The sequence below is a fragment of the Sporosarcina aquimarina genome, assembly GCF_033253705.1.
Taxonomy (GTDB): Bacteria; Bacillota; Bacilli; order Bacillales_A; family Planococcaceae; genus Sporosarcina; species Sporosarcina aquimarina.
Genome location: NZ_JAUBDH010000010.1, coordinates 87,425 through 114,353, shown reverse-complemented (window position 1 = coordinate 114,353; position 26,929 = coordinate 87,425). Strand labels below are relative to the sequence as shown.

Annotated in this window: 33 protein-coding genes and 1 pseudogene; 7 read left to right on the top strand and 27 right to left on the bottom strand. The window is 41.2% G+C overall.

Annotated features, from left to right (window positions below):
- Nucleotides 1-192: 192 nt before the first annotated feature.
- Complete coding sequence (locus QT716_RS14370; RefSeq protein WP_317936804.1) at nt 193-732, top strand: RNA polymerase sigma factor; 540 nt, start codon at nt 193-195, stop codon at nt 730-732.
- Nucleotides 722-976 carry a hypothetical protein gene (locus QT716_RS14365; protein WP_317936803.1) on the top strand — a complete coding sequence of 85 codons (255 nt, stop codon included), beginning with the start codon at nt 722-724 and terminating at the stop codon, nt 974-976. The genes QT716_RS14370 and QT716_RS14365 overlap by 11 nt, the downstream gene beginning before the upstream one ends.
- A gap of 41 nt (nt 977-1,017) precedes the next feature.
- On the opposite strand, the gene QT716_RS14360 is transcribed toward QT716_RS14365, so the two are convergent.
- The 7 genes from QT716_RS14360 to QT716_RS14330 all read right to left on the bottom strand — a co-directional run bounded on the left by QT716_RS14360 (nt 1,018) and on the right by QT716_RS14330 (nt 5,450).
- On the bottom strand, nt 1,018-1,155 hold the full coding sequence (locus QT716_RS14360; RefSeq protein ID WP_317936801.1) for a hypothetical protein: 138 nt from the start codon (nt 1,153-1,155) through the stop codon (nt 1,018-1,020).
- A 291-nt stretch (nt 1,156-1,446) separates the two neighbouring features.
- Complete coding sequence (locus QT716_RS14355) at nt 1,447-2,115, bottom strand: DNA alkylation repair protein (RefSeq protein WP_317936800.1); 669 nt, start codon at nt 2,113-2,115, stop codon at nt 1,447-1,449.
- 380 nt (nt 2,116-2,495) lie between these two features.
- Nucleotides 2,496-2,606, bottom strand: a complete 111-nt coding sequence (locus QT716_RS14350) for a putative holin-like toxin (protein ID WP_317936799.1) — start codon at nt 2,604-2,606, stop codon at nt 2,496-2,498.
- Nucleotides 2,607-2,755: 149 nt separating this feature from the next.
- Nucleotides 2,756-3,202, bottom strand: coding sequence for a hypothetical protein (locus QT716_RS14345; RefSeq protein WP_317936797.1), 447 nt, complete (start codon nt 3,200-3,202; stop codon nt 2,756-2,758).
- Nucleotides 3,203-3,294: 92 nt separating this feature from the next.
- A complete protein-coding gene (locus QT716_RS14340; RefSeq protein ID WP_317936796.1) occupies nt 3,295-3,690 on the bottom strand; it encodes a hypothetical protein in 396 nt (131 codons plus the stop codon).
- A 522-nt stretch (nt 3,691-4,212) separates the two neighbouring features.
- Entirely contained in the window at nt 4,213-4,512 is a 300-nt protein-coding gene (locus tag QT716_RS14335; protein ID WP_317936795.1) for a hypothetical protein, read from the bottom strand.
- 476 nt (nt 4,513-4,988) lie between these two features.
- Complete coding sequence (locus tag QT716_RS14330; RefSeq protein ID WP_317936794.1) at nt 4,989-5,450, bottom strand: Lrp/AsnC family transcriptional regulator; 462 nt, start codon at nt 5,448-5,450, stop codon at nt 4,989-4,991.
- A gap of 121 nt (nt 5,451-5,571) precedes the next feature.
- Here QT716_RS14330 and QT716_RS14325 point away from each other — a divergent pair, with 121 nt between their 5' ends.
- Nucleotides 5,572-6,120: a cysteine hydrolase family protein gene (locus tag QT716_RS14325; protein WP_317936793.1), complete on the top strand. Its 549-nt coding sequence runs from the start codon at nt 5,572-5,574 to the stop codon at nt 6,118-6,120.
- A 187-nt stretch (nt 6,121-6,307) separates the two neighbouring features.
- Here QT716_RS14325 and QT716_RS14320 read toward each other — a convergent pair whose 3' ends face one another.
- From QT716_RS14320 to QT716_RS14295, 6 genes are all read right to left on the bottom strand, one after another.
- A complete protein-coding gene (locus QT716_RS14320; protein WP_317936792.1) occupies nt 6,308-8,719 on the bottom strand; it encodes a heavy metal translocating P-type ATPase in 2,412 nt (803 codons plus the stop codon).
- Between the two features lie 131 nt (nt 8,720-8,850).
- Complete coding sequence (gene copZ, locus QT716_RS14315; RefSeq protein WP_317936790.1) at nt 8,851-9,051, bottom strand: copper chaperone CopZ; 201 nt, start codon at nt 9,049-9,051, stop codon at nt 8,851-8,853.
- Nucleotides 9,052-9,128: 77 nt separating this feature from the next.
- Nucleotides 9,129-9,416, bottom strand: coding sequence for a metal-sensitive transcriptional regulator (locus QT716_RS14310; protein ID WP_317936789.1), 288 nt, complete (start codon nt 9,414-9,416; stop codon nt 9,129-9,131).
- A 96-nt stretch (nt 9,417-9,512) separates the two neighbouring features.
- Nucleotides 9,513-9,788, bottom strand: coding sequence for a glutaredoxin family protein (locus tag QT716_RS14305; protein WP_317936787.1), 276 nt, complete (start codon nt 9,786-9,788; stop codon nt 9,513-9,515).
- Nucleotides 9,789-9,832: 44 nt separating this feature from the next.
- Nucleotides 9,833-10,282, bottom strand: coding sequence for a hypothetical protein (locus tag QT716_RS14300; protein WP_317936786.1), 450 nt, complete (start codon nt 10,280-10,282; stop codon nt 9,833-9,835).
- Nucleotides 10,283-10,562: 280 nt separating this feature from the next.
- Nucleotides 10,563-11,510, bottom strand: a complete 948-nt coding sequence (locus QT716_RS14295) for a cation diffusion facilitator family transporter (RefSeq protein ID WP_317936784.1) — start codon at nt 11,508-11,510, stop codon at nt 10,563-10,565.
- A 336-nt stretch (nt 11,511-11,846) separates the two neighbouring features.
- Here QT716_RS14295 and QT716_RS14290 point away from each other — a divergent pair, with 336 nt between their 5' ends.
- The 4 genes and pseudogenes from QT716_RS14290 to QT716_RS14275 all read left to right on the top strand — a co-directional run.
- Complete coding sequence (locus tag QT716_RS14290; protein ID WP_317936783.1) at nt 11,847-12,299, top strand: MarR family winged helix-turn-helix transcriptional regulator; 453 nt, start codon at nt 11,847-11,849, stop codon at nt 12,297-12,299.
- Nucleotides 12,300-12,328: 29 nt separating this feature from the next.
- A complete protein-coding gene (locus tag QT716_RS14285; RefSeq protein WP_317936782.1) occupies nt 12,329-12,847 on the top strand; it encodes a GNAT family N-acetyltransferase in 519 nt (172 codons plus the stop codon).
- Between the two features lie 20 nt (nt 12,848-12,867).
- Nucleotides 12,868-13,485, top strand: a complete 618-nt coding sequence (locus QT716_RS14280; RefSeq protein WP_317936781.1) for an FMN-binding negative transcriptional regulator — start codon at nt 12,868-12,870, stop codon at nt 13,483-13,485.
- Nucleotides 13,486-13,560: 75 nt separating this feature from the next.
- A pseudogene (locus tag QT716_RS14275) lies at nt 13,561-13,722 on the top strand (NAD(+)--rifampin ADP-ribosyltransferase); the annotation flags it as partial.
- 67 nt (nt 13,723-13,789) lie between these two features.
- Here the strand turns inward: QT716_RS14275 and QT716_RS14270 are convergent.
- The 14 genes from QT716_RS14270 to QT716_RS14205 all read right to left on the bottom strand — a co-directional run bounded on the left by QT716_RS14270 (nt 13,790) and on the right by QT716_RS14205 (nt 26,900).
- On the bottom strand, nt 13,790-14,362 hold the full coding sequence (locus QT716_RS14270) for a GNAT family N-acetyltransferase (RefSeq protein ID WP_317936780.1): 573 nt from the start codon (nt 14,360-14,362) through the stop codon (nt 13,790-13,792).
- Nucleotides 14,363-14,472: 110 nt separating this feature from the next.
- Nucleotides 14,473-15,141, bottom strand: a complete 669-nt coding sequence (locus QT716_RS14265; RefSeq protein ID WP_317936778.1) for a DNA alkylation repair protein — start codon at nt 15,139-15,141, stop codon at nt 14,473-14,475.
- Between the two features lie 123 nt (nt 15,142-15,264).
- Nucleotides 15,265-15,678: a hypothetical protein gene (locus tag QT716_RS14260; protein WP_317936776.1), complete on the bottom strand. Its 414-nt coding sequence runs from the start codon at nt 15,676-15,678 to the stop codon at nt 15,265-15,267.
- A 120-nt stretch (nt 15,679-15,798) separates the two neighbouring features.
- Complete coding sequence (locus QT716_RS14255) at nt 15,799-15,954, bottom strand: hypothetical protein (protein ID WP_317936775.1); 156 nt, start codon at nt 15,952-15,954, stop codon at nt 15,799-15,801.
- Nucleotides 15,955-16,108: 154 nt separating this feature from the next.
- A complete protein-coding gene (locus QT716_RS14250) occupies nt 16,109-16,726 on the bottom strand; it encodes an NUDIX hydrolase (protein WP_317936774.1) in 618 nt (205 codons plus the stop codon).
- 318 nt (nt 16,727-17,044) lie between these two features.
- On the bottom strand, nt 17,045-17,794 hold the full coding sequence (gene arr / locus QT716_RS14245; protein ID WP_317936773.1) for an NAD(+)--rifampin ADP-ribosyltransferase: 750 nt from the start codon (nt 17,792-17,794) through the stop codon (nt 17,045-17,047).
- Nucleotides 17,795-17,868: 74 nt separating this feature from the next.
- Entirely contained in the window at nt 17,869-18,432 is a 564-nt protein-coding gene (locus QT716_RS14240) for a GNAT family N-acetyltransferase (RefSeq protein ID WP_317936771.1), read from the bottom strand.
- A gap of 190 nt (nt 18,433-18,622) precedes the next feature.
- Nucleotides 18,623-19,885 (bottom strand): group II intron reverse transcriptase/maturase, encoded by a 1,263-nt coding sequence (ltrA, locus tag QT716_RS14235; RefSeq protein ID WP_317936769.1) that lies wholly within the window; start codon nt 19,883-19,885, stop codon nt 18,623-18,625.
- Between the two features lie 633 nt (nt 19,886-20,518).
- Nucleotides 20,519-21,730 (bottom strand): PucR family transcriptional regulator, encoded by a 1,212-nt coding sequence (locus QT716_RS14230; RefSeq protein WP_317936768.1) that lies wholly within the window; start codon nt 21,728-21,730, stop codon nt 20,519-20,521.
- Nucleotides 21,731-22,159, bottom strand: a complete 429-nt coding sequence (locus tag QT716_RS14225; RefSeq protein ID WP_317936767.1) for a PucR family transcriptional regulator ligand-binding domain-containing protein — start codon at nt 22,157-22,159, stop codon at nt 21,731-21,733.
- A gap of 333 nt (nt 22,160-22,492) precedes the next feature.
- Nucleotides 22,493-23,506: a 4-hydroxythreonine-4-phosphate dehydrogenase PdxA gene (pdxA, locus tag QT716_RS14220; RefSeq protein WP_317936766.1), complete on the bottom strand. Its 1,014-nt coding sequence runs from the start codon at nt 23,504-23,506 to the stop codon at nt 22,493-22,495.
- The gene (locus tag QT716_RS14215; protein ID WP_317936764.1) at nt 23,466-24,803 is read right to left on the bottom strand and encodes a four-carbon acid sugar kinase family protein; all 1,338 of its coding nucleotides are present in this window, start codon (nt 24,801-24,803) and stop codon (nt 23,466-23,468) included. Before QT716_RS14215 ends, pdxA begins: the two co-directional genes overlap by 41 nt.
- 37 nt (nt 24,804-24,840) lie before the next feature.
- Nucleotides 24,841-26,349 (bottom strand): tripartite tricarboxylate transporter permease, encoded by a 1,509-nt coding sequence (locus QT716_RS14210; RefSeq protein ID WP_317936763.1) that lies wholly within the window; start codon nt 26,347-26,349, stop codon nt 24,841-24,843.
- 26 nt (nt 26,350-26,375) lie between these two features.
- Nucleotides 26,376-26,900, bottom strand: a complete 525-nt coding sequence (locus tag QT716_RS14205) for a tripartite tricarboxylate transporter TctB family protein (RefSeq protein ID WP_317936762.1) — start codon at nt 26,898-26,900, stop codon at nt 26,376-26,378.
- Nucleotides 26,901-26,929 lie beyond the last annotated feature (29 nt).

The window sequence follows — 26,929 nt, the reverse complement described above, 5'->3', positions numbered from 1 at the left end:
AAATACGTAGCCAAAAACGCTTAGGTTATTTGTCTCCTACGGCATTTCTGAATCGGTATTTGGAAAGCGCATAACACACAATTGTACATAAACTTTCGTGTCCATTTTTAAGGGGCTTGACTATTGTCACGATTATCTATTTGTTGGCACGGCTGACGATGACGTTGAAATCCATACGCGCTCATTACGGTGATGTACATGACACAGACGCCTGAAGAACTGATGACCGCTTTCCAGAATGGTGATCGAGACGCCATGGGCCAACTTTACGAACAATTAGTTGAACCGCTTTATTGTTTCCTGTTCCGCTATACGGGTGAAAAAGAAATCAGTATCGATACGGTCCATGACGTATTCGAAACGCTGCATAAGAAGAAAAACCAATACGACGTCAACAGGGGCACTGTGAAAGCTTTCGTTTTCCAGATTGCCTACAGACAATTGGTCAACAAACTGAACCGGAGGAGAAAGTGGCGATCGCTCCTCCCCTCCCTCGTTCCGCGAGAAAGAACCCGGGTTTCCACCGAGGACCGCTTGGCTGTCCAAAAAGCACTCGATACCTTATCGGATCCTCATCGAGCCGTAATTCTTCTAGCTTATTACGAAGATATGGCACAGGGAGACATCGCACAGATTCTCGATATTCCTGTTGGCACAGTGAAATCCAGGCTGCATCACGCCATCCAGCAACTGAAATCGCGATTAAAGGAGGACTTTCCACATGAAAGATGAATTTCACAATGAACCAGAACTGCGTAAGATACTTGATAGCTATGAGCCTGAAATTCCAAGAAAACAGTTGTTACAGAAACGTACAAAATTTGATCGGTTCATCCGGTACCTGTTTTCTCCTGCCCAAAACCCACTAGAAAAACTGCCGGAAAGCAAGCGGCTGCTAACTTCCTATCAAGTCGTGCCACTCGGTCTCGCTGCATTTTTGACTGTCATCCAAACGATTTATTATTTTATTCAATAAGGAGTGTGTTTGCTGTTGAAACTCACAAAAATAGTATCCTATTATTTACTTGCTCTGCTAATCTTATTCTTAGTCCTGTCCATCGCAACCGGTAATTGGAAATTCTTCATCTTCAGTATCGTACCGATTGCATTAGCTTTCGCTGCACTGACCGCGGTGAGTAGAAAAAATGGACCCATAAGTACGAAGTGACTGGAAAGGTCCTTTAAGATTGAGGTCTATTGTAGTGACTTGGGTTGGACTTGCATTCGAGAGAGGTTGGTCAATCATCAAGTGGTGGGTAAAACTTAGTAGTAACGATGAATACCAGTGGAATATAAAACTACAAAAGCCCCGAGATGACGTGCGGAAATATGCACGTCACTTGGGGCTTTTACTGTTTAAAATCCGAATTGGGTGACTTTGTAAAGTACACCTTGAATACAAATCGGAATAGTGTACGGGTTGTATCCACCACAGTAAAAAAAAAATTACTTATTAAGCCGTTTGTTAACTTCCATCGTAATGAAATCTGGTAAATAATTAGGAGTACATCCTTTTGATACTTTTTCATTTTTGTAAAGATCCGTTCTCTCACCAAGGTGAATACACCGTGCACGATTCTTTTCATCATATATTCCTATCCATCCCGCGGTGAAATTCATAGCCCATTGAACTTCTGGTTCTTCTAACGCTAAATTATCTTCTAATGCAGATAGCAAGTCTTCGGTATTATCAGGCGGTGTTTGTCCAGTCCATCTCAATCGCCCTTGATAATACCAGTAAGTCCTTCTTTGAAGTGCAGAACGACTATTTTCCCATGACTCTATCAATGCAATTTTCTTCTTGTCTTTGGTGAGTTGATTAGCCATTAACCAATCCATTAAGTTATTTCGCTCACTAAAATCGTGAATCTGCATATCCTTATCCAGCTGATTAAGCACATCTTGAGAAAGAAGGTTTTTGTCCATTATTAAGATGGCTAATAGTCTGGGCAAAAATTCTTCGGTTGTCCAAAGTTCCATAGCTAGGTCGTGATCTTTTTTAATATCCTTCGCGATTTTTCGTAAGTCGCCTAGCTTAGTTTTACTATTGAACTGAGATAGGATATTTTCTGCTTTTGATGAGGGTCTTATTTCTGTATCTTTTTTTTCATCCATTTTAAACAACTCCTATATAAAGATTCATTCAAAATTTGAGATGCCTGCGCACGAAACTTTTGTGTTTGTTTAAACTTTCACGTTTGTTTTCACACAGGCAACTATCGCCTAAATCGGAAACGACCGCCTGTGTAAAGTATATCTTCAATAGAGTTCCGAATTGTGACCAAGTTGTATCTTACACAGGCACACAAAAAACCACATTAAGCATGTGTATTTTCATTATAATTGTGGTAAACTTAGCGTATACTAAAAAAGATTAGGTGCGTCAACACCCAGTCAATGCAGCTGACATCCGCATGAAGTGCGGTTGGCCAGTAATCAAAGAGTCTTTACAAAAAGGTAACTACCCTGCTTACTTTGCCGTTAGCGGAGGGTGGTTACTTTTTTCTGTTGATGGATAGAGCAATCCTCGCTACAATAGCTGTTGCCATTGTTGCGAGAAACATCCCAAATTGGAATAACATGTTCATTGCATCGTATGTCACCATGTAAACATCCCCTTTCTCAAGGGAGTGCCAACCGCCCATCCGCTTTATGTAGCTGCCTATACTATTCTACCACTTCTAAGAATTGATAACGACAAAACCAAAAGATAGCTGCAAACAAAATACCTATCTTTCTATCATAATCGCCCTCGTTAACTTAATAGCCAAGGAATATTTAGCTGTATCTCAAATTGAATAATTGGCTTGGGAAAATCTTCTGGAACTAAATCTAACTCTTCGCTAAAGCCTATTTCTACCCCTCCAGGATTAGATAACTGAACTTCATTTTCACTATTAATAGGTGTCCATAATTGTGATTCATCAATAACTTTTCCCACAATATGATAAAACGCACCGTATAAATGGGTGCCATCTTCATTCTTCATATACTCGGAAATCTCACCTTCTTTACGGGGATCAATACCAAGTATATTAAATAGATTTTTAATTTCTGGTGAGAATGTGTCGCAAGCTAAAATATAGTTAGTGCAATAAGAACAGTTGCAATCCTCAGTAATAAAATGATGCTCTTCATAAAAACTTTTTGTTTGGTTAACATCTATCTCAATTAAATAGCGTCCTACCTTAATTCGATCCATACTCTCACCCCAATCTGGCTCTATTCTGGCACAAATTTCATTCCGTTAAGGCCCCTGGTTATTGCAATATAAGCACAGCTATGAGTTTTACATCAAAATTGTGTATATGTAATTCCATCTGTAATAAAAGGAAATTTATATAATGAATCATAAGATATTAAGGTATCTTTATGTAAAATTAAAACTTTCTCACTATCTATAATTCCGTTAGAATTCATATATTTTTTAACAGAAAAATCATCTTCTCCTTCTTTGTTTTTAAGTTCTTTTACTAAAGTATATATGGATGATTGCATTTCATTCGATAGAGAACGAATGAAATCAAGATAATCTCTGCTCATACTTTTGTCTACAGCAAATCCTTGTGTATGCTGACGGGCAAAAATATAAAAATTCCCTTCCTTTTTAACAAATGAATGTTTATTATATCTATCTTTCTCAATCAATGAGCTTTTTTTAGGCAGTATAATAAAGCTGAATGTAGTCATATAGTATTTTCCTTCCACATCAAAATTTGTCTTAATAGATTGTTGTTAAACCCATGTATAAAATCTAAATTAAAAAAACTCAAACTGCTAACTCGTTGAGAATTAAAAAATACGTTGGTTTAAGCTACATGAAACAACCGGCAACTAACTCACTGATACTCATTTTAGTCTGCTGCTGGACTTTCACCAGCATTTCCCGGCGGTCATCAAGAAAGACTATCTGATATGTGATAGTCTTTCGGTCTTCAAACGAAATCCATCTAACTGAATGGTATAGGATGGCATAACTGTCGATATCCTCATCGGGAGTTAGAAAAATAGGAGTCTAGATAGTTTTTCATGGATTTCCATACAAGGATTTCTCAGCTGAAAACTGGAAGGCAAATGAACCATGGTTTGTTTTGCAATTGGCCGTGCAGGTATCTCACCAGTGGTTTTTATTCTGAATGCTTCTTGCTACCCGGGAGATATCAACCGCGGAAGTTTTATGATTTGCAACCGGTCATATAAAATCATCCGATTCTATCCATCCGTGCCAAATTGTAAAGCAAACTTTTCATTCAATAAATTGATCAGTACGGCAATTTCATCAGCAGATATGTCGTCTGTTGATAAGATGATTTTCGAGATGTTTCCGTTTGCCGCTTCGAGATGTCCTTTGTCCTGATACCACCACGCCAATGCTTCTTCATTCAGGTACGTATCCAGGAAAGAAAAAGGGATGACTTTCTTGCCGGCGGGGTACCATTCATCATATAGACCATCTATCCTGGCATGTGTCCGTGACTGAACTTTATAACTTTCTAAATGGCCATTCTGCAAATCGATATTTTTTCAACATGGGCGGTGACAAGGGAAGAAGATCTTTTAATTGCACATAGCAATAATCCGACCAACCCAAATCTTCTGCACGGTAAATAAACTGGAAGTTCGGCTGACTGTTACCCTGCTTGATCACACAGGCATCCCCGAGTAGTTTTTTCGCAGATGCGTGAGTAAAACTGCTCGCAGCTCGTTACTGAATAATCAGTCCTTTACTCAAGTACTACAAGTATTAATGTAGTAAAATGTAAGGGATTTTCCTTCAACAATCGCGATTCGTATACATTCTTGCAGATGAAGAAGGTGAAAACCTCACATAGATTTTGCGATGCCTGTGTACGAAACTTTCGTGTTTGTTTAAACTTATACGAATGTTTCTCACACAGGCATATATCACTAAGTCGTCTCAGCTCAATTAAACCAGCAAAAAAAATTCACTACCTCATTTGATAGTGAGTTTTTAGTTTATAATCAAATCACTGACCATAATCATTTTTTCGTGTAGCATTCAACGGATGTTGTTGTTTAGCCTCTTGTATCGATAAATGTACAGCGTAATTCCCATACTCAAGAATTTTATCAAGAAATAGATTCAATAGTTCTTGAGAGCTCACTTTTACTTTTATATGATAACAGCCTTCCCCTGATACGCGGTGAACTTCCACTACCTCTTTCCGATCATTCATTAATTGTTTAAACGAATCATGATTGGCTGTTTTCATATAAATAATGATAAAAGCTGTATAAGGAATGCCTAACTTTGTCTCATCAACTAGTAATGAGTAGGCTTTAATGACACCGCTATCCTCAAGTTTTTTTATTCGATTTCCTACAGCTTGTCCTGTCATATGAATTTGTTTGCCCAAGTCTTTCCATTGAATACGTGAGTTTTCCGATAGCAACCGAAGGATCTGAAAATCAATATTATCAAGTTCCATAATACATTCCTTTCACCATGAAATTGTTTTGCTCAAAAGCGTTTCGTCAACTTATCGATAAAATACCACATGCGTTATATGATTGTATTGTAACAAAATACGTTTAACGGGGTGGAGAATTATGAGCACAGCTCTAATTATTGTAGATATTCAAAATGACTATTTCCCAAATGGAAGTATGGAATTAGTTAGTCCAGGTAAAGCCGCAGCGAATGCTGCTAAAGTGCTTGAATGGTTTAGAAAGAACAATAAAGAGAATATTTTTCACGTTCAACATATCGCAGCTGATCCAGCAATGGGCTTCTTCCTTCCGAATACAAATGGAGTTGAAATACATGAAACTGTTCAACCTTTGGAAAACGAAAGCATTATCACCAAACATTTCCCTAACAGTTTTTTACAGACTGAATTAGAAAGCAAATTAAAAGAAAAAGGAATAACAAAGGTAGTAGTTGTCGGTATGATGACTCATATGTGCATTGATGCCACAGTCAGAGCCGCAGTGGACCTGGGCTATGAAACATTACTCATTGAAGACGCATGTGCGACAAGGGATTTATCTTATGATGGTAAGGACGTTACGGCCGAACAGGTCCATTATGCGTTTGTCGGAGCACTTAACGGTATGTATTGCGCTGTAACTTCGACCGAGGATTTTCTACAACAATAAGCTAACACAATCTTAAAAAACAAAAAAATGTAAAAGGCATTTGGGAATGATCTAATTCTCAAATGCCTTTTACTACTATATCTGATTTACCTGCTTCCAGTTAAACATATTTACTGCTATGTACTGTCGACTGTAGAGTAAACAACATAGAACGCAGTTTACTCTATAGTTGACAGTTCTTTCACTTTTATAATTTAACCCTCTGTAAACGTAGAGCGTTCAATACGACTGAAACTGAACTGAATGCCATCGCAGCTCCAGCTACCCAAGGAGCTAACAAGCCAAGTGCTGCGATTGGAATTCCAATTGTATTGTAGAAGAAGGCAAAGAATAGGTTCTGTTTAATATTACGCATTGTTTTTCGGCTCATGATGATGGCGTCTGCCACACTATTCAAATCGCCGCGCATGAGCGTAATGTCTGCTGCTTCTATTGCGACATCCGTTCCGGTACCGATCGCCATTCCGATATCTGCAAGGGCCAATGCCGGGGCATCGTTAATGCCGTCGCCGACCATCGCGACTTTCTTGCCTTGTGCTTGCAACTTCTTGATTTCATCGCTCTTTTGTTCAGGAAGAACTTCTGCGATGACATGACTCAGGCCGACTTGCTGACCGATTGCTTCTGCCGTCTGCTGATTGTCTCCAGTCAGCATGATGACGTCCAATCCAAGTGCAGTCATTCGCTCAATTGCTTTTTTAGACGTTTCTTTTACAGTATCTGCGACTGCTACGATACCTGCAAACTTCCCATCCACAGCGATAAGCATCGCTGTTTTCCCTTCGTTTTCCATCTTCTTCATTGACGATTCAATATTCTCAATCGCAATATCCTGACTCCGCATAAGTTTCCGCGTTCCGGCAAGTATATGCCTTCCAGCAACCTCTGCTTCAATTCCATATCCAGGCAGCGCGTTAAATGTCGTCGGTTCGATTAAATCGATTCCTTTTTCTTTGACGCCCGTTACAATCGCCTGTGCTAACGGGTGTTCAGATTGGTTTTCAGCGGAAGCTACCCATTCTAAAACCTCCCGTTCCACAAATCCTTCAGCTATCGTAACATCGGTTAACGCCGGTTCCCCTTTTGTTACGGTTCCGGTTTTGTCCAACACAACTGTGTCAATGGAACGTGTATTTTCAAGGTGTTCTCCGCCTTTGAAGAGCATTCCCATTTCAGCCGCTCTCCCCGATCCTGCCATGATGGAAGTAGGGGTTGCGAGACCGAGTGCACATGGACAGGCAATGACGAGAATGGAAATGGTCGGGATAAGGGATGGTCTGAAATCTCCAGGAGTGACGACAAAATACCAGACGAAGAATGTCACGATCGCGATGCCGACTACAATCGGGACAAAGACGCCGGAGATCCTATCTGCCAAACGCTGAATATCCGCTTTTGAACCTTGCGCTTCTTCAACGACTTTAACAATTTGCGATAACGCACTATCTCTTCCAACTTTTGTCGCTTCGATCTGCAAGGATCCGTTTTTATTGATTGTTGCGCCAATTACGGGATTTCCCGGTACTTTATCCACAGGGATACTTTCTCCAGTAATCATCGATTCATCGATCGCTGATTGACCTGAGACGATTTCACCGTCAACAGGAATTTTTTCACCCGGTTTTACTAAGATGATATCTCCTGTGACGACCTCTTCAATCGGAATCTCCCGTTCAATTCCGTCTTTCAACACACGTGCAGTTTTCGCTTGTAAACCAAGCAGTTTTTGAATCGCTTGGCTCGTTTTTCCTTTTGCTCGGACTTCGAATAATTTACCAAGCAAAATAAGGGTAATGATGACTGCCGATGCCTCAAAGTATAGCTCCGGCTCACCTGCACTGCCGGCGTTCATCCATTCAAATGTCAAGAAGAGACTATAAAAGTAAGCGGCACTCGTACCAAGGGCTACTAGCACATCCATATTGGCGCTTTTACTGCGCAAAGAGTTGTAAGCCCCTTTATAAAACTGAGCACCGACTATGAATTGAACAGGTGTAGCCAAAGCAAGCTGCACCCAAGGATTCATGAGAAACCCTGGTAAATAGATGAACGATGCGAACTCGAAATGCGCAACCATCGTCCATAAGAGCGGCAAGGTCAAAATTGCTGAGAAAATAAATTTCTGCGTTTGCTTTTTAATTTCCTGCTCTTTATGATCCATTTTATCGTTGCCATCTGTTTTGGGAATCAGCTCATATCCCATCTTTTTCACATTGGCGATCATTTCAGCAGAACTGGTTTGACTGCCATCGTAATGAACTGTCAGTGTCTCCAGCGCAAAATTGACAGTAGCATTCGAAACACCGTCTATTTTATTTATTCGTTTTTCGATTTTTGTCGCACAAGCCGCACACGTCATACCCGAAATATCGAATTCAACTTTATCTTCAATGACGCTGTATCCTATTTTTTCGATACGCGCCTTAAAATCTTCAACATTTGTTTGTTCGGGATCGTATAGGATTGTTGAACTTTCCAAAGCAAAATTGACATTCGCCTTTTCGACGCCTTCAATTTTAGATAACCCTTTTTCAATACGGTTTGCACATGCCGCACATGTCATCCCATTGATCTTCAATGTTTTTTCCGCAGTTGCCATTTGTATCCCTCCAATACTCTGTAGGGGTATGTTTTTTAAAAAAAGAAGGATTATACGGTAGACGTATAATCACTTCTCAACCGCTCTATACCCCTACATGGTGTAAGCGGAAGACGAGCTATCATTAGTAGTTAAGCAACTTCATAACCTTGGTCTTCAATCGCTTCCTTTATTTGGCCCAATGTTGCTTCGTTATCGTATTCTACGGTTACTTCATTTCCCGCAAGATCCACTTTAACTGAAGAAACACCTTTTAGTTCACCGACGCTTGACTCGATTGAATTTACGCAATGACCGCAAGACATACCTTCTACTTTTAACACTTCTTTCATGATGAAAAACCTCCTGTTTTTGTTGTTACTCACACTATAATATACCCTATACCAGTATGTCAAGTAGCGTGCAGTGCTTATTTTGTCATAGTTTTCATGACACTCATAAGCTCTTCTATAGCTGCCTCTCCATCCTGCCCTTTAATGGCGTTGACGACACAGTGGTGTGTATGGTCTTCCAATAATGCTAAAGAAACTTTGTTCATGGCAGATTGAATAGCGCTGATCTGGTGCAGGACATCTACACAGTAGCGATCGTTCTCAATCATTTGATGGACGCCTCTCACTTGTCCTTCAATCCGTTTCAACCGGTTTAACAGCTGTTGCTTATTCGGCTGGACAGTCTTCTTTGCCGATTCCGACATATGATCACTCCCTGGAGTTTCTTTATACCCTGTACCCCTATTATACCATCTGAGTCAGGTAAGGACAATGATCTTGTCTGGGCGGCGTTCAGTACGCTACATAGCCAGCAGTTTTTTAATTTCCTCTTCGTTTCTTTCAAAACCGATGAACACTTTCGGCTTGCTTCTCAACCCCAAAAATGATTTTTCCTTAAACACGAATGCCGGTACAACCCGGGCGCCGCTTACTTTAATGAGCTCTTTCTCTTTTTCCGGTTCGGTCGATAAATCGTACCCGATATACGGAATGTGATGTTCTGCCAGAAATGCTTTTGCCTCCTGGCAATCTGAACACGTTGGCCGTGTATAAAGCTCGAACTGAGCATCCTTCATAAGTTGCCGCCTCCTTATTATGAGGGGGAGAGTTCCTAATGGATTCACTTTACCCCGATAACATATGAATAAGCCGTTACCTTCCCAATAAATTGGAACTCCGCCCACTGTTTGTACTTGCCTGATTTCTCAATGACTGTATCAAATTGCGTCTTGTCTTTTGATGCTCGATGGAAATGAATATAGTTTTCAGCGTTTTCGTCTAAAATGATGACATGCCCTGAGGCGCCTAGGTAGGGTTCAGGCACTTCGTTTTTCGTATCGAATTGCAACGAGATGTCTTGGCCTGCTTTAAACGTAGTCGCATTCAGCTCAACCGTATGGCCATCCACTGTTTGAGTTAGATTTTGTTCAACAGATAAATTATTTGAAGCAGGTCTCTCGTGACGTCCGCGTCCTACATGGAGCTCGATTGGCGATACGGCATAGGATAGATCTTTCGGTGAAATGTCTACAAAGACCTTGTATTCATTGTCGGGCAGATCCTTTTGCAACGTATAGATGCCGCTCCCCTGTTTTTCAGGATGATGATCCGTTTGAAATACCTCCTTCGTTATGGATTACCTATTTAACCCCTCGAGCATCTCTTTACATACAGGATAGGGGTATAGGGTTTATAAAAAATATATGCCCGTCATTCCAATTCGGTAATCATTTCCGAATTGGAAAATGGGCTGAACATATCATAATATACCCTAAACGGGTATGTAAAGTTTTCTGTATCACACACAAAAATAGTAATTAAAGCAGCGCCACTGAAGGTCACTAACTGTCTCAATGATGGTGAGGATGATGATCTGCTGATGCTTCCGGTTTCACTTGACATAAAATCGAATCGTCATGCTGATGGGCAGACGTTTCCAATTGGATTGTAATGTGATGAATGTTTTGGTGCAGTAAATCATGCTCGATGCTACGAAGCAATTTTTCACTTTCCGCAATCGTCATCTGGTCATTCACTACGGCATGGCAGGAAAGTGCGTTCAATCCGCTCGTTATGGACCAGACATGTAAGTCATGCACGCTGAGAATCCCCTTCGCAGTACAAAGCGTATGAATCAGTTCATTCATATCCACGTTTACAGGCACGCCTTCCATCAGTACGTGCAGCCCTGACTTCGATACAAAGTAACCGCTTCGTAAAACCAATGCCGCTACAATGACACTCGCCAACGGATCGGCCCAGCCCCATCCAAAGAACATCATAACCAGCGCCGCAGCGATCGCCCCGATGGAGCCCAACATATCGCTCATGACATGCAGGTAAGCACCTTTCATATTCAAATTCTCTTCCACATCTCCGCCGCGCATCATGATCCATGCAACTAAAATATTGATGAGCAATCCGATTGCACTAACAATCAGCATGCCTGTCGTTGCTACTTCCGGGGGATTCGCAAAACGTTTCACTGCTTCAAAGTAAATGAACAAAGCGATCACAATCAGTGTGACACCATTCAGCACAGCGGCTAAGATCTCGAATCGCTTATAGCCGAACGTCTTGGTCTTACTCGCAACTTTTTCTCCCAATTTAAATGCAATCAATGCAATTGCTAATGAAATCGAATCGCTTAACATATGACCGGCATCCGCCAATAGGGCAAGACTATTCGTCAAAAACCCTCCGATTGCTTCCACAATCATATATACAGTGATGATGAAAAAAGAAATCAATAATACTTTCTTATTTGCTCCATGTGTATGGTCGTGTCCATGTCCCATCTATCTATCCCTCCATGCTGTCAATTATGAGTCGCTTGTTCAATCGCCTGTTTCAATAGATTCATACCGTGATGATCGTCTCCCGAAAAATACATGGCCCTTTCTGAAAAGTTATTTTATTCCTCTAAATATCTTGCTGATATGGAAAAGCTTTTTACACAAAGCCTGCGTACGAAAGTTTGGTGGATTTTGACGTTCATGTTTGTTTCCCACACAGACATTCATTTCTTCTTTGTCTTTAAAAATGTTGCAAATGCAACTTTTTTAAAGTACATTCTATACATAATAACTTCCATTGTATTCACAACTACTTTTTTTGTCAGGAGGGAGACGTATATGAAAGAGATTTTACGTGAAATCGGCATGATTGCAAGGGCTTTGGATTCAATCAGTAATATTGAATTCAAAGAGTTCAACCTAACGAAAGGGCAGTATCTATATGTAGTCCGAATTTGTGAGAATCCCGGAGTCATCCAGGAACAGTTACTGGATATGATTAAAGTTGACCGTTCCACCGCTACTCGTGCAGTTCAAAAACTTGAAAATAACGGTTTTATCGAAAAGCGGGAAGATCCTTTCAACAAAAAGAATAAAAGACTCTTTCCAACGAAAAAAGGCAAAGCGGTCTACCCTTTCCTCAAAAGCGAGAATGTACATTCGGGTCAAGTTGCCTTGCAAGGCTTTTCTAACGACGAAAAAGAAACTGCATTCGATCTGTTGCTGCGGATCCGTAAAAATGTTGAAAAGGACTGGGAATTCGTAAAAAAAGGAAACAAGCGAACCTATTAAAGAACTGAAGGAAGGAGCGACCGATATTCATGATAATCACGATTAAGAAATGCACTCCTAATGAGTTGCATGAACTTCAAGAAATCAGCATTACGACGTTTACCGAGACCTTCCAGGAGCAAAATTCTCCTGAGCATCTTCATGCTTACTTAAAAACGGCCTATGACTTAAAAAAGCTGGAACGTGAAGTAGCCAACTCTTCTTCTCACTTTTTCTTCATTTACTACAATGAGGAATTAGCTGGATATTTAAAACTTAATACAGATGGTGCACAGACCGAAACAATGGGCAGTGACGCGCTTGAAGTTGAACGGATTTACATTAAAAAAGCTTTTCAAAAACACGGGCTTGGCAAAATGCTGATGAATAAAGCAGTCGAAATCGCACTGATACAGCAAAAGAAGAGAATCTGGCTGGGCGTCTGGGAAGCAAATGAAAATGCCATCGCCTTTTATAAGAAAAAAGGATTTGTCCAAACAGGCGCGCATTCTTTCTTTATGGGCGATGACGAACAAGTGGACCTCATTATGGTTAAAGCACTCCAATAATTTTTGAAAGGCGGGATAGAATGTACATTCCAAAACAGTTCAAAATCAGTGATGTAGAAGAAATCCGAGAATTTGTGCAACAGCACTCCTTTGCAACACTTGTCACAACGAAAAAAGGAAAACCCATCGCGACACACTTGCCTATGCAATTCATAAAAGAGAACGAGGATTATTATATAACTGGGCATATGGCTTACGGCAATCCCCAATGGCGGACGTTCGTTGACACTGAAGAGACTCTTGCTATATTTCAAGGACCCCATGCCTATATTTCCTCTTCCTGGTATGAACAAGAAAACGTCCCGACTTGGAACTACCAAGCTGTCCATATGTATGGACCCGCGCGCATTTTAGATGAGGAAGAATTGAAACAGGACCTGACACACTTACTGGAAAAATACGAGGACTCCCGTGAAAACCCTGTTTTGTGGGACAAACTCTCCCCTTCCTTGTTGGAAAAAGAACTGAAAGGGATTGTCGGTTTCAGGATTCAAGTAAAAGAAATTCAGGCTGCATATAAAATGAGCCAGAACCGAAACGAGAAAGATTATCGGACCATCACCGAGCAACTAAAGAAAGAAGAGAATCCAGTATCAAAACAAATGGCCGAACTGATGCAAAAGAGAGTGAATCCTTGATTTTAGGGTGCCTGTGCACGAAACTTTTTTGTTTGTTTGAACTTTCACGATTGTTTGTTACATAGGCACCTATTACGATTCCTCGGCAACCCGACCCGGTCCTACCGATCAAAATCCCCGTTGAAGATAGTGGCCGAACTTGGCAAATGGGAACGGCATTCCGATGAAGAGATACACAACATGCAATCTGCTCTGCAAACGCTCCGCGAACAAGGGAAAGCGATTATTCACGATTGAACAGCCTCAATGATTGACCAACAATAGATGACTCCAAGACTGGGCAGAGAAATGCACGCTTGGAGTCTTAACTAGTCGGTCTCATTCCATTCCGTCTTTCCTGCCAGACGTCCCTCGTTATCGACATCAGGATGGAGTCAATCCTTTCCCCCTCAAATTCCAGTTCATCTTTCTCAATCCCGTACTCCGAGAAACCGGCCTTTTCATACACGTGCCTCGCACGCGGATTGAAATCGAATACACTTAACGTAATTTCGCGCAGCGGAGAAGCTGTAAATAGATGATTTACAAATAGCTGGGTCGCTTCCGTACCGAGTCCCCGATCCCTTCCCCGCGGGCCGATCAGAATCCTGAAATTCATGCTTTCGGTTTCGGCTTCATACGAGTTAGCCACGACTTCCCCTACTACCCCTTCCTGGTTCGTATCAATGATCGCTAAATCCAAACGATCAGTTTGATCATTGCGGGTAGTGTACCAATGCAGGACCGCCTCCCGGTCATAACTAGGGTCGCTGCCTGTCAATTTCAATACTTCCGGATCCTTTAGACATTCCTCTATATATGGGAAATCACTTTCCAAGAACGGCCGAAGAATCACTTTTCCCCCGACCAAATGAGGTTTATAGCTCAAATCAATCATTATCTATGGACTCCTTTTAAGGGTGCCTGTGCGTGAACTTTTGTGTTCGTCTAAACTCCGACGATTTGGTTCTGACTCAGACACCTATTTCTAACAGATAAACAAAGTAATTAATTACTTAGCCGTTTGTTAACTTCCGTCTTAATGAAACCTGGCAAATAATTGGGAGTGCATCCTTTTGCTACTCGTTCATCTTTGTAAAGACCCGTTTTCTCACCTAGTTCAATACAACGTGCCCGATTCTTTTCATCATAGATGCCTATCCAGCCTGCGGTGAAATTCATAGCCCATTGAACTTCCGGTTCTTCTTGCGCTAAATTGGCTTCTAATGCAGATAGCAAGTCTGCGGTATTATCAGGCGGTGTTTGTCCAGTCCATCTTAATCGTCCTTGATAATACCAGTAAGTCCTTCTTTGAAGTGCAGAACGACTATTTTCCCATGACTCCATCAATGCAATCGTCTTCTTATCCTTGGTGAGCTGATTAGCCATTAACCAATCCATTATGTTCGTTCGCTCCTTAAAGGGGTGAATTTTCATATCGTTATCAAGCTGATCGAGCACATTTTGTGAAAGAAGTTTTTTGTCCATAATTAAAACTGCTAATAATCTGGGCCTGAAATCTTCAGTCGACCAAAGTTCCATAGCTAGTTCGTGATCTTTCTTAATGTCCTTCGCGATTTTTCGCAAGTCGCCTAGCTTAGTTGTACTCGGGATCTGAGATAGAATGGTCTCTGCTTTTGTAGAGTGTTTTACTTCTGTATCTTTCTTTTCTTCCATTTTACCTAACTCCTTTATTAAGCACTGTATCATAATCGAAAACGGCTTTTTGTGTAAAGTACAAGCTCAACACCATTCCTAACAGTGGACGAGGCGTATCTTACATAAGCAAACAAGTACGAGTTACCCTTCCACAAGGCCAACGTATTTTATAAGTTCACCTTCCGATTCTACAAGTAAAATGAGTCCGCCAACTTCTTTTGACTCTTTAACAGAATAGATTTTTGCACCGACAGGCAGTTTATTCGCCATATTATTTTCGAAATTTGTATTTATATCATTTCTCGTTGTTATTTCTCCTACCTGTTCCTCTTTGGTTAATGTCATTTCTTCAACCCAATCATTTCCAGTCTTATAAATCACACCTTCGAACTGGAATATATCCGCTTCAGGCTCTAAAGTTAAAATCTCCTCTGCATCAGGATTACCCGTTGTATGGACTTCGACTACATTTGTATCCAATGGATTGGTACATCCAAAAGCAGTCAGTAACATGAAGGTAGCTGCAACAAGAACTGTTTTTGAGAGTTTCAACACATCGCCCCTTTATAATCAGTCACTTTAAAGATTAGTCGCTCTGCCTTATAAAACGTTACCAATTTTGCTCCATTAGGGGTATTGTTCGTCTGCCCGGTAAAGCATCAGCTCTCCGCTGTGCTACTCATTATTCTCTTTCTTTCCGACTCCATATCCTATGAAAACGCCCAGCAATAGAACGAGCAAGAAATCACCATCAAAGTTTTTTGTTAGAATACTTATGACGAACCAAGCAACTAAGATACCTGCAACTAACCAGATTATATTTTTAGACATCCTGTATGCACTCTCATTTCAGATTAGAAAATTGTCACAAAGAAACTTAACCTGATATTTTTAAAGTGAAGCTGTTATCAACTGATATCATTAAAGGCGTATCGTCAATAAACTAAGGCTTTACTTGTTAACTTCAACTATTGAAAGTTATTGTTCAATCAAAATACACAGGTTCTTTAGGGTTATGTAAATGCTTAAATGCTAACTGTATTTGTGATTCTGTATTTCTAGCTACCGATAGTTCCGGTAATTCGTTTTCTGCAAAGAACCCGACTGCACTTGTCTCTATTCCTGTTTTCGGTTCTCCTCCTGTAATTTCGCATTGAATGAAGACTTTATAGACATGATAGGCAGAAGAAGGATGGGGATGAAAATTTTTATCAAGCAAACCAATCAACTTAATCGCTTTTACGTCATATCCTGACTCTTCCTGTACTTCTTTTACCGCAACCTCGCTAGGGGAAAGTCCGATGTCTCCCCAACCTCCTGGCAAAGCCCAAACTCCATCCGCTTCTTCTTTAACCATTAAGATTTTATTATTTTTGAAGACAACAGCCCTAACATCTATTTTTGGGGTAGCATAGCCTGTTTCATTCGCAAATAACTCTTTGACGATTGTTTTGTCTATATCTGTTTGAAGAGATAGCATTTCAACACTAATGTCTCGGATCATCTCAAATCTTTCTAAGTCATATTTATCTTTTGAATAGGTTAGCCCTGCTTGTGCAATGGATTGCAACTGTTTTGCCCATTCGAGCCATTTAGGTTCCATTTAAAACAAGCCTCCTTCTTAAATTCAATCGGATTAATGAAAATACACCTTAATAAGTTTATTACGAATTCATCCTCTTCTTATCGTAAGTATAACACCCCTGATTTCTGAGAAGCACATCTATTCCCTTTAATTATCCAATCGACATAAGAAGGTAAAATGTTTCGTCGTTTCTCTGCAAAAAAAGAAACGTATCCGTAAAATGGATAAGTCTCCTATAATCTTACCTACTAATTTTGCCTTTCGAGGTGCCCTTGTATGAAAATTTTGCGTTTGTTTAAACTAACGCGATTGTTTCTCACGCTGGCTCCTAATAATCTAGTTTATAATTTCCCCCTTGTTTTCAGCCACCTTTTCTCGCCATTCACGTCGCTCCGGAGTTGTCAGTTTCGCCCACTCTGTTTCTTCCCCAATAATCCTTAAGGGTTCTTGTGAACGATAAGAACGTGTTAAGTTACCCGGGAATTTTTTGTCAGTAACATTTGGATCGTGTTCAAATTTTCCTGTTGGTTGTATTATATAAACGCGTTCTCTTCCTTGTCCTTTTGCCAACGCCGCTGCCAGTCCCGCGCCATTGGCATTGGCAGTAAAATAAATGTGGTTCATTTTAAGCTCGGGTTTGTAATTTGAAATTTCACCCGCAGTCAGTAAATCACCCACCTGCAAATCCGCCTTTGTCCCATGATAAAATGGTCCTTCATCAATCGGACCAACGTTATATATAGTGGACAATTCATAATTCCTTTGCGCATTTTCCGAATCACACAACTTCTCATAGCATTCAGCGATGTTTAAATATAACGTTGGGTAGGCACTCTTAACATTGTCATCATCTATATTTAGTGCACTCTGCAAAGAGATTTCCATCCATTTCAATTTGTCTGGAGTATTCTTTTGGATACGCGCCAAATGATATGCTGCAATAAACTTATCATAGTCGTCTTTTGCTTCACGCCATGCTTGATGAAATACCTTAGTTGCATCTTCAACATTTCCGCTATCTTCCATGCTCATCCCACTCATACAGCGTTTTATAACGATGTTGTTTGGATCAAATTTTATATTCATCTAATTCCCCTCCTATTTTGAGTTATCTGCCCACAAAACCATCGCGATTGTTTCTCACGCTGGCACCTAAATAATCATTCCGCTTTCCGCTGCCTCTCCTGCCAGACCTCCCTGGTTAGTGACATAAGGATGGAGTCAATCCATTGTCCTTCAAACTCCAATTCCTCTTTCTCAACCCCACATTCAACGAACCCTATCTTTTCATACACATGCTTCGCTCTTGGATTAAATTCAAAGACACTTAACGTGATTTTGCGCAGTGGAGTATGGGCAAACAAATAATCTATGAACAATTGCGTCGCTTCCGTTCCGAGCCCCCGATTTCTGCCGCGAGGTCCAATCATGATTCTGAAATTCATGCGTTCGTTTTCGGCTTCGTACGAATTGGCTACCACTTCCCCCACTAAAAAGCCTTGCACAGGGTCAATTATTGCTAAATCCAATCGGTCGGTTTGTGCATTTCTAGTGGCATACCATTGCAATACCGTTTCTCGATTGTAAGCAGGTTCACTTCCAGTCAATTTCAGTAGCTCGGGATCTTTCAAACATTCTTCTATAAAAGGGAAATCACTTTCGACAAATGGCCGGAGGATTACTTTTCCCCCCACTAATTTCGGCTTTCCGCTTAACTCAATCATACTTTGTGTCTCCTTTTAAAATCATTGTTGTCTTGCGAAGCATTACTTTAATGTGAATCGAAATTGCTCCGAATTGTCATTTGTAACGATAAGAACAGTGGACTTCATTGTACCAAATCGAGTAGGAGGGAGTGATTAACTCCCGACCTCTCACACCACCGTACGTACCGTTCGGTATACGGCGGTTCAATTAAGATTGCTGACGCAAAGTTTCGTAACGAGATAGTAGACTTTTGAGCCCTTGGGAACTCCAGTAGGAGTTTCCAAGGGTTCTGTGTAGTATTGGGCTTTTAGAAATTCTCCAATAACTTTTCCGAGAGTTCCCCCATTCATAAGCTTTCCCTTTCGGGGCACCAAATCCTACGAGTTTCCTCACTTTAGTACTGGGTTTCTTCCAATCCTTCCACATACACATGCGTAGTCTTCTTCGAATCCACGAATCGAATTTAGTAAACATACTTGGCGTATCTGCCAGAGCGAAATATCCACACCATCCCATCAGATATTGGTTAAGTTTCTTCATCCGATACTCTAACGAGTAAGGTTTCTTCCGAGAAGTAATCTCACGGATTTTATTCTTCATCCGTTTAACACTTTCTTTGGCAATACGAACCTTAGGTTCTTTACCAACGGTAAAGCTGAAGCCGAGAAACTTTCTCTTCCACGGACGGTCAACTGCGGATTTATTTCCATTCACTTTCAACTTCAGTTTCCCTTCGATAAATGAAGTGACAGAACTCATCACACGATGTCCTGCTTTCTTTGTTTTCACATAGATATTACAGTCATCGGCATAACGGACAAATAAGTGACCCCTTCTTTCTAATTCTTTGTCTAATTCATCTAAGACTATATTAGAAAGCAGAGGACTAAATGGTCCACCTTGCGGTGTCCCTTCTTCACTATTCGTCACCACGCCATGTATCATAATGCCTGACTTCAGATAGTTACGAATTAACTTCAGTAAACGTTTATCTTCAATTCGTTTCGCCAGTGTCCCCATGAGTCGATCATGGTTCACTTTGTCGAAGAATTTCTCCAAGTCTATATCGACTACCCAGCGATTTCCTTCTGTTAAATATCCTTTCGCCTTTCTTACCGCATCGTGGGCGCTTCGTTTTGGACGAAAGCCATAGCTATGGTCTGAAAACGTTGGGTCATATAACGAGGTAAGAATCTGGGCAATCGCTTGTTGAATGAGCCGGTCTATCACAGTTGGGATGCCTAATAAACGCACACCACCGTCAGGTTTCGGGATTTCGACCCTGCGGACTGGTTGCGGTTCATAAGTTCCCTCTAACAGTTCCATTTTCATGGACTCCCAATGCTTCACGATATGCGCTCGTAGGTTTTGTACGGGCATTTCATCCACACCATGGCTACCTTTATTTCGCTCTACCCTTTTCAGGGCAGAAAGTAGGTTTTCCCGTGATAGTATCTGCTCCATCAACATTCGTTACGCCTCTTTCCGTGAACAACGGTTCTTCTTATGCCAGTTCTGCTCCACCATCTTGAAGTCCCCCATGGAATTCACCATTTCCTCCACCAAGTATGCCTTTACGGTTATCTGTGTTCATCGCAGTTTACTGAATGCCCAGATGTTGTTCTCTCTTAATCGTTCAGCCCTTCCCATTCCTCTCGAGTTGAAATGGTACTATGGCTTCTGCTGACTTCTGACTGTTCAGCTATCCATCACTGGATAGGTTATCAAGAGTACTTGACGTATCAGTCAGACCTCCCCAGGTAAGAACGTAATCTTTCCCTCCACCTATCTGCTTCATTTACTCCATACAACCTTCGGTAGAAAGGGCTTTGTTTTGTTTTGCAAACTCACCCAATTGTACTTAGCCTTATATGAAGTTCGTGTTCCTCAGACCGGAGGTTTGCCGCTCGCTTCCTTCAGATTCCACGTCACCATGGACACCCTTACGTTAAGCTAACTGTTACTTCTACCTTCACAGTTCGGGACTTGCACCCTATAGATTACGCCCATGCTGGGCGCACAAAAAAAACATCCAGCACTCGTTCTGTGACTGGATGTCTTATCATTAGTTATCAAATCCATAGTGTATCTGATTCATAGCTGTTATCCTTTTTTCATCTCCAAGTATTGCAGCAACTGGCAGGCTAAAGAAATCTCCGTTAACTCAAATCCATTATCAAGTTGAATGCCCAGTTCTTTGATGGTATTCATGCGATAGCGCATAGTATTGTAATGGACATATAAATCGTCTGCTGTTTTTTGTACATTTGTATTGTTCTTTATATAGTAGCGAAGAGTTTCTAACAACTTCACTTCTTTTCCTTCATCGTACTCGAGCACGGGTCCCAATTTTTCCAAAACGAATTCTTCTAAGATGGTCGTATCTTTAATATTATGGAACAAACGGAACAAACCCAGGTCCGTATAAAAATGGACGAATGATTTACTCTCCAGATTCTCTTTATAGATTGTAAATACGAGCATGGAGTTACTATAAGCTTGTCGGAGTTCTTCTAGCTCATACACAACATCAGATATACTTACACCGATGTACCCTTTGTCGCTAAAATTAGATTCCACCGAATGACCAATCCGTGTTAGCTTCGATTTCAAGTTTGCTTCGTTTTTCAGACTGACAAAGCATAGTACAGAATCATTAAAATACAACACTTTACAGTTCTCTTCAGAAATCTCCATTGTCGACGCAATAATTCTTTCCAACAAGCCTGAATCTAAAATTCTGTAGTACAGCGCAAGACGATCCTCACTATCTGAGATGTTTGCTTGAATGCTAATCATAACTAGTGGAAATGTAAACCGCCAATTGAATACTTTCGATTTCTCAAAGAGTTCGGTTTCTGTTGAATACTGATTGTTAAATACATCCCGCACAAAACTACTCAAATGATTGCGCTCTTTCTCCAGTAAAGCCTGTTCAGATTGAAACAAAAATGCAACGAGAAAGGATGCTTGTTCTGCTGCAATAATCAAGTTCTCCTGAATGGCTTTTTCAGCCTCTAACAAAATGACTAAGTAACCAAATTCTTGGTCCCCTGCAAAAATAGGTTGGAAAAAGATGTTTTCTTTTACATAGTGATAACCTTTTACGTCAATAGCATCCATCTGCCTATAGGTTGAGTGGGCTTGCATTTCAGTAGTTCGGCTATGAATTTGGATGTCACTCGGATCAGCATCTAACGAAGATTCCAGATACTCTAAATCATTCGTTAAAAGAATCACCGGAGCGTCAATCAGCTTAGCAATCGAGTAGACGAATTTGTTGAGGTCCGCCCCTTCCAATAACAAATCCAGCAACTATTGGTGTACTTTGTTCCGAAATTCCAACACGGACGTTCTGGCATCGAGGAGAGTCGTCAAAACTTGGTTGGTCAGCAAGGATAAGTTTGCGTCGGAGGGTAACTGAATGAGCGGTAACTCAAGCTCATCAGCTTGTTGAATCATGATAGAAGGGATCTCATCGACGTAACGCCCAGGTTTGACCGCAATCCCTGCTATGTTCATCTTCGCTAGTTTAGGAATAAGAGTCGCTATGGCGTCCGGGTTATCCGCAATCGGATAGAGTGTCGTTAACAATAAGCCATTTTCATCAATATATGAATAGATATCAGGAACCTCCATGAAAAAGACCGTTTCCACTCGACGGCCTACCCCGGATGCCCCTCCCATGAGTTCTACGTGTTCAAAACCATTCATCTCTAATACGTTTTCAATAGTGACATACATAATTGAATACCCCTCCTTTATAACTGATGAATCGTTTTTTCATTCCATTCAGTACCTTACTAGGGAGTATATCATGTTATTTTTTGTTGAACTTATGATTCTATTAGTTAGACGTATTGCAAAATGCAAAGCAAGACAGAGTGAAGGCAAGGTATCCGTCTGTCAATGGGAAATTGTTATATCTTACGCAGGCACTCAAAAAACTATAAAAAAAATCCACGCTCAAGAACGTTGAGTTCTCGAGCATGGAGCTTCATTTGTATTCTTCTGTAGTTACTTGTCATATTAATAATACTTTTTCATTTACCAGAAATACGATTTTTCAAATTAGTTCTAGAGCGAGTCACTTGTAAATTTCGGTGCATAATCCGCCGCCAATTTTATGCACTCTTCCATGGAAACGCTAGAGGCAATATTTTGCCACGCGATATCGAACGCTGTGCCGTGATCTACTGAAGTACGCAAGAACGGAAGGCCATTTGTGATGGAAATGGTTCGATGGAAATCGGTCATTTTTGCAGCAATGTGACCTTGATCGTGATAGAGAGACAAGACCGCATCGTATTTCCCATTCAGTGCTTGAAAGAAAACCGAGTCTGCGGGTACCGGGCCGTGTGCATCGATACCATCTTGGCGGGCAGCTTCAATTCCTGGACCAATTTCATCCACTTCTTCCATTCCGAAAAGTCCGCCCTCTCCGCTATGTGGGTTCAACCCTGCAACAGCCAGTTTCCGATTTTCAATCCCTAAACGCTGAAGCGCTTTATCACATCGGCTTAAATAATCACGTACGCGTTCCTTTGTCATCTGAGAAATTGCTTCTTTTACAGAAACATGCCGTGTCAAGAAGAAGATGCGCAAACCTCTTACCTGGAACATGGTGAGTGGATCCGGTGCGCCGCCGAAGTCTTCCAGCATTTCAGTATGGCCAATATAGGGCACTTTTGCCGCTTTTAACGACTCTTTGTTAATTGGCGTAGTGGCAATTGCCGCTACTTCCCTGCCCATAGCGAGATTCACGGCATACTTAATGTATTCGAAGGATGCCTGCCCACATTGTGCTTGTACTTCACCGGCAGACCATTTTTCCAAATTGATGTTTTTCAGATCAATAACGTCAACTGTCCCTAATTCGTATTTGCCTTTTGATGGGGAGGCGATTATGTTCACGCTTAAATTCACATTTGTTACCTCGATTGCTTTTTTGATAATGGAAGCATCGCCGATCACCAGTGGTTTGCACTTCTTATAAATTTCTTCCTTGCTTAAAGATTTCACTGTGATTTCCGGTCCAATTCCTGCTGCATCACCCATTGGGATAGCTATTATCGTCCGTTTTGTTTCCATTTTTATGCACATCCCTTAAATTTTTTGAAGTTAAATATTTCATGCAGGTGTAGATTGCCGTATGATCACCAACCATACCGCCTTTTGTAACTACCGGCATTCCATCCAGTGACCCACCTATAAAGTGGCCATATGCAGCAAGTGGCAGTACTTCATCTTCAAGTTCAAAAGCTTCGGCTTGTGTGGACGCACATAAAGCTGCCGTAAGATCACCACCACTGGAAAAAATACCACCGATTTCTATATCAGCTTCTTCGATGACTCCTTTCGTAATTTGTGACAGACCTTCTGTTATGCGCCTAGCAAGTATTTGTTCCGTTTCATTCTGTTCAACCGCCAAGCCGGAGAGGTCCAGATGTTCAGAAGATGCCGTGGTTATAATAATGACATCCACAGTTTCCAACTGCTGCAAAGATAACTGAATAGCTTGTTTCACTTCTTTCAGCGACAATTCGGTTGAAGAGACAAGCGCCTCGGCATCCACATGGATTGTATCGACTTGCATTTTATCTGCCAAAAAGTTTACTTGTCGCTTCGTCAGTGAAGTAGCGCTCCCGATAATCGCCAGCCATTTTTTATTTTTAGTTTGTCGTTGGGTAAGTGACAATGCATATGATGCAGTCAATGGTCCTGGATCAACAGGTATCAATTGCATTATGTCGATATTTGCCATCGCATCTGCAATTTCATCAATTTCTTCGTTAGTAATCGCATCAATTACAATCATTCGGTAACCGTCTTCCAGGCTGTTCCGTATTTCATGTTCGATAGCTTTATTCCCTTTTAATACTGTTGTTAGATCAATATGAGCAACCTTATGAGAACTTTGTGCATTTAAAATTGTTGGCATATGTGAATTCAAAATCGGATTCATGGGGTCTTTAGCAACATCTGTTTCCTGCACAGGTATTCCGTTTACCAGCAGAAAACCACCTGCGACAATCCGTCCCGAATCAGGATAGGATGTGACGACGACTGCGGCGCTATTGTCTCCCAAAGTGTCAATCAGCGCATCCACTTCGACGCCTATATTGCCTCGCGCAGTGCTGTCAATCCTTTTGCCTACAATTTGGGCTCCCCAGTCCTGCAACTGCCCTGAGGCATCAAAGACTCGTTTTTCCGCGTCAAGCGGCGTGGCATATCGACTGTCTATATCCATAACAATCGATGAAAAACTTCCTCTTGAAGGAATGCTTCCACCAAATACGATTGTGGCGCTTCTAAAACCTTTTTTAACCAAATTCACACCGGTAGCATTAGCCCCTGTTAAATCATCTGCGATAATGCCTATTTTCATTTATTCACCCCCTAAAGTTAATAGTCATTCTCATCACTTAATGGTTTTCATTTGTATTCATACGTTTGTTTGCTCTGGTTTTCCTGTAACCGTTCCAAAGAGGAATGACTAATGCCAATACTGCCAGAGCCAGCAACGTGGCGCTGATAGGCCGTGTAAAGAAAATGGAAAACTCCCCATTCGCCATTAGCAATCCTCTTCTGTATTCAACTTCGGCTATAGGCCCCAACACTACACCTAAAATAATGGCAGCCAGAGGAAATTTGTATTTATCCAGATAATAGCCAATTACTCCGAACAGCAACATAATCCATATATCGAAAACAGAGTTGCGGACCGCATATGTACCGATAATGCAGAAGACAACTATCGCTGGTCCAAGAGCGTAATAAGGCACTTTGATAATATTTGAGAAAACTCTGATAAACGGTTTAGCAAAAATCAGAATCAAAATATTCACCATGAATAGTGAAATGAAAATTGTATAGACCACGTCAGGTGATTTGACCATCAGCATCGGACCAGGCTGCAGTCCGTGCATTACAAATGCCCCCAGTATAACAGCTGTCGTCGCGCTTCCCGGAATACCAAGAGATAATAGTGGCACCATTGCGCCCATGGCTGCCGCATTGTTTGCGGACTCGGGTGCTGCAATTCCTTCCGGTATACCTGTACCGAATTCTTTGGGCCGCTTCGACCAGCGAGTCGCTTCGCTGTAACTCAGCATAGCTGCTGTGGTTGCGCCTACTCCCGGTAAAATCCCTATTATCACTCCCAGCAGTGAAGACCTGGCAATTGTTCCTCTAATCTGTGTGATAATTTTCGAGTCAAATATTTTCGTTTTGACCTTGACCACTTTCTGTTTAATAGTATGATCTTCTTTGCTCTTTCTCAATATCTCAGAAATTGCGAACAATCCGATAAGCACAGGAATCAGATCGATTCCCCCTATTAGCTCCAATGTTCCAAATGTAAACCGTTCTGTACCTGTGAGAGGATCCATGCCAAAAGTGGCGATGAATAAACCGAAAGCCACCCCTATGAACCCTTTAATCAGATCTCCGCCGCTTAAGGAAACCACAACGGTTAACCCGAGCACAGCCAGTGCAAAATACTCAGGAGAAGAGAACCGCAGTGCGAAAGCTGCCAGCACCGGTGTCAGGAAAATAAGGAACAATGCACCTACTATCCCACCGGTCACCGAGCTGAAAATCCCTATTCCTAGTGCCTGTCCTGCTTTCCCCTTTTGAGCCATAGGGTATCCATCCAGAACGGTCGCCACCGCTTCAGGAGTCCCTGGTGTGCGGAACAGAATAGCACTGATCATCCCGGAAAACACTGAAGATGCGTAGATGGTCGTCAGCAGAATGAGAGCTGAGATGGAATCCAATCCGTATGATATCGGCAATAAAATAATGACAAGCATCGTTCCGCTTATTCCAGGCAAAGCACCTCCCAAAAAACCGATAAGCGTTGCTGCAAACAATATAAGCAAATGCATCGGCTCAAAAAGGTTGTCCAAGCCCATTAACAATCCGTCCAACATGGTGTGTCACTCCTTCTGGACTCCCTTTAATACACTAGGAAGCTCATAGATCGGAATATACCAATTCCTCTAGGAAATGGTATATTCAATAGATAGATAAACAAGACGACAAAAATTCCTGTTGAAACAATCGTAAATCCAATTAGCAGTATCTTTTTCCTTAATCCCAATAACCATGCCAGCAAGATAAAGAGTATTGGTGTTACGACCAGAAATCCGACAATTGGCAATAGCAAAATATATCCTGCAATCAATAAAACAATATACCATTGCGCGCCGTTAACAACATTTTTATTTTTCTTGAAATCCTGAATATCCTCATTTGTGAATTCATCAGTTGCTAATTCCAAGTCAATCCCTTTTTTCTGTTTCCAAATGGAAGTGATAATCAGCAGACTCCCCATGACAAGCATGAAAGAAAGAACTATTACCGGCCATTCTCCGGGACCTACGGATTCAGCTCGTCTGGCTTCAGGTATGCCTGAAGCCACAATCAAGAAAAATACAGAAAATAGAATGGTCAAAGTTCCTATTATTATATTTGCCCTCACTCTGTATTTCCTCCTAACGAAAAGGAGAA